We start from the raw sequence: 3249 nt of genomic DNA, 5'->3' as shown, positions 1-3249 counted from the left end.
GCCATGGCAGCTCGACCTCGGTCGGCCAGCAATCGGGCCTGTTCGCCGGCGACGGCGGCTACCACGTCAAGGCCGATACGGTTGACCTGAAAGGCGGCGCTATCGCCAGCACTAACACGACCGATTCTGAGCTGACCACCAACGCGCTGACCACGTCCAATCTTGAAAATAAGATGAGCTACTCGGCCAGCTACGTCAGCATGGCGGGCGGCATTAGCGGCGGCAGTGACTTCGGCAAGAAGGATGATCAGGGCAAAACCATACCCTATACCTCAAATAGTAACGCGTTCGGCAGTGCCAAGGACGGTAACGCGACGCCAGGCCTGCCAATGTATCAAAAGGGTAGCGACAGCTCCACCACCTACGCTACTGTCACCGACGGCAAGATCACCATTGGCGGTGTGACGAGCAATTCGGTGAAAGACCTGGGCATCAACACCGACGCGAGCAAAGCCAACGTGGCACTGGACAAGCTGCCAGACCTGAAAAAGCTCATGAAAGAGCAGCAGGCCATATCGATCGCCGCCGGTACGGTGTTGGGGACGGCCAAGCAGATTTCCGCCGACTTTACCAACGATGCGAGAAACGCTGAAGCAGCGGCGCGAAAGGTACTTGAGAAACCGGATAGCACGCCTGAACAGATAGCGGCGGCGAACAATGCAATCGCAGAGGCCCAAAAAGTCCAGGCTGAATGGGGCGTGGGCGGCAACAAGAGCCGCGCGCTGAATGTGGTCACCGGCATTCTGGTCGGCGGCGTCGCAGGTCAAGGCGGTGCGCAAATCGCGGCCAATGCGGCGGCACCGTATGCAGCTGCTGAAATTGGCGATTACTTCAAAACGCCAGGCAATGAAAACCAGACCTTGCAGGACTTGAGCCATGCAGTCCTTGGTGCGGCTTTGGCCGTTGCCAACCACTCGAGCGCAGCCGTTGGTGCACTGGCGGGCGGTGGTGGCGAACTGGCTGCCCAGGTACTGACCAAAGAGCTATATCCGCAGGCCTTCGATGCCAATGGTGTACTGCAACGTGACAAGCTCACGGCGGATCAAGTCAACAACGTCACCGCTTTGTCCAGTGCTATTGGCGCGCTGCTATCCGGAGCCGCTGGAGGCACTGCTTTTAATGCAGCGATTGGCGGACAGGTGGCAACGAACGCAGTTGAGAACAACATGCTGAGCATTCCACAGGCAGCCAACTGGAAATTGGAGCTTGAGAAATGCAAGCAGAAAGCAGGCGGATGTTCGAAACCTGAAGAATTGGCCATCAACAATAAATACTTTAAGAAATCGCTCGACAACGACGCAATGAAGTCCGATTGCTTAATGCGCGGCGACCGGATGTGTGTGGAGGAATTGAACGCTCAAGCAGCAATACCCGATATCCCCAACACTGCTTTCAGAAAGCCGACTGCGGCTGAAGCGAAAGCCTCCGTGGACGACTACTACGCGAAGATGCGAAACGGTACCCTGCAGCAGGCTGTAATCGACGCCCCGGGTGTCGCGACAAACATTGGCGCAGCGGAAGGCTTCTTTATGTTCAATCCACTTGGGCAAGGTGCTAAGGGCTACGCCGAGAGTGCATACAATTTGGTATTTGGCACGACCATTGGTGGCATTAATATAGCAAAAGATGCATACGGCTTCGCCAATCAGAGTCTCTTCGGTCCGGAGATGGGTTTGATGGGGGACGTCAGACCGTATGAACCACAAAATGGCATTGTCCGATCTGTGATGACTAAAGGGGGGCTTGCTACCGCCGGCGACATCGCCGGCGGTATGGTGACCAACGCACCAGGTGTTGGCACCATCGGTGGACTTTATTATCGTAAGTGGGACCAAGTCGGCGCATCGGTGCCCGTTCTAGTATTGGCCGGGGCTGGGGCCGAATTCCCTGTCGCGGGTGAAGCTGGAGCGTTGTCAGGCGAAGCCAGCGCCGCAGGAAACCTCGGTCGAGCTGGTGCGGCCGCAGACACCTCTACTCCCTGGCTGAACAACACTAATGGCATTGGATCGACGCAAAAGTTCGGTGCAACATCGACACCGGAAGTCGCCGAAGCATCTACTTCGGCAGGAAAAGGGCAGTACGCTCAGCAGGGCGGAAAAGGCTATGGCGCGACAACCTATTCAGATCCGAATTCGGCTCCTGTTTCAATCGGCAGGTCGACAGCTTCAATTGAGTCGAGCGAAACGGTAGTTGCAGCCATTGGCGTCGCCGAGGAAACAAACGCTGCTTCCAATACAGTTATTTCCGCACAGATGGAGGAAAAGATACTTTTTGGTCAGCGAAAAGTAGTGAATGGAAATATAAAAAATGATCTGATCGGCGCACATTCCGGCGAGATCACTAATGCCAATCCGAACTATGCTGTTCAAGTAATGGAAGAATACGCTGACGGAACCTCCAAAGTGAAGCTTGTGACACAATTCCCTGATGGGAATTTGTCAAAGATTAAGACTAGTACTTTGTTCCCGGAAACATGGACAAAGTCTGAAGTACTCGATGCAGTCAAGCAAACCGGGGATACTGTAGCCGTGGCAACCCGGGCCGATGGGGTTTCTTTGTACCAAGCAACTATACGGGGTGTAAGAGTGGAAGTCATTAAGGATGGTAAAAACGTTACGGCAGGCTACCCTTGCGGGGCGGGATGCACGGATCCAAATACATTTAAAGGAACTCCATAAAATGTACGAGAAATATGTGTACTACTTGAGTAGCGGATTTTCTGACGATTATTGGTCTGACTTAGGAAGCTCTGAGGCTGCGTCATATCTTGAGTCCTTTGCACTCGAGGACTGGGAGATGCTGGCTCAAGACGTACAAACGAAAGAGCCGGCATGGCTGCAACGGTGCGCTCAGACGCTTAGCGATGTAGACGCGCCGCAAGCTTTAGGACTTCTGTTGGAGCTACTGACTCACAGCAATAATGATGTGGTGGTGGCAGCGGCAGACTCCTTAAACGCTTTAGCGTCAATGGGGCACATAATTCCATTAACCGAGGAATTGAAACGAAAGCTTTCGGAAACAAAATTGAATACCGATGCAATAGGGAGGCTAGTTATTGAATCTTTGGAGAAGTTGACTTGCTACCCAATTTAGTACGGCCCCGAACTGGAGTCTACGGTTAATTGACCGTACCCCAAAATTAGTACCGGTCTTAAGTAGAAATTACCGGCTGTATTGCTGAGCCAAAATCGGCCTTTTCCCTGGCCTGACGGGCGAATTCGGATGGGGTGGCCCACTGCAATGCGGAGT

General features: G+C 53.6%; 2 protein-coding genes. Both read left to right on the top strand.

The window, feature by feature from the left end; genetic code table 11:
- Window positions 1-2678, top strand: a 2678-nt coding sequence (locus GM658_RS28505) for a VENN motif pre-toxin domain-containing protein (protein WP_211841959.1), incomplete at its 5' end; no start/stop codon positions are given.
- Window position 2679: 1 nt separating this feature from the next.
- Entirely contained in the window at window positions 2680-3093 is a 414-nt protein-coding gene (locus GM658_RS28500) for a hypothetical protein (protein ID WP_155457493.1), read from the top strand.
- Window positions 3094-3249 lie beyond the last annotated feature (156 nt).

It is taken from the genome of Massilia eburnea, from assembly GCF_009720745.1.
Classification (GTDB): Bacteria; Pseudomonadota; Gammaproteobacteria; order Burkholderiales; family Burkholderiaceae_D; genus Rugamonas; species Rugamonas eburnea.
This window is presented reverse-complemented; position numbering and strand designations above follow the sequence as displayed.

Coding starts and splice junctions, on each gene's coding strand:
- GM658_RS28500 (WP_155457493.1), top strand. CDS start 2,680: ATGTACGAGAAATATGTGTACTACTTGAGTAGCGGATTTTCTGACGAT.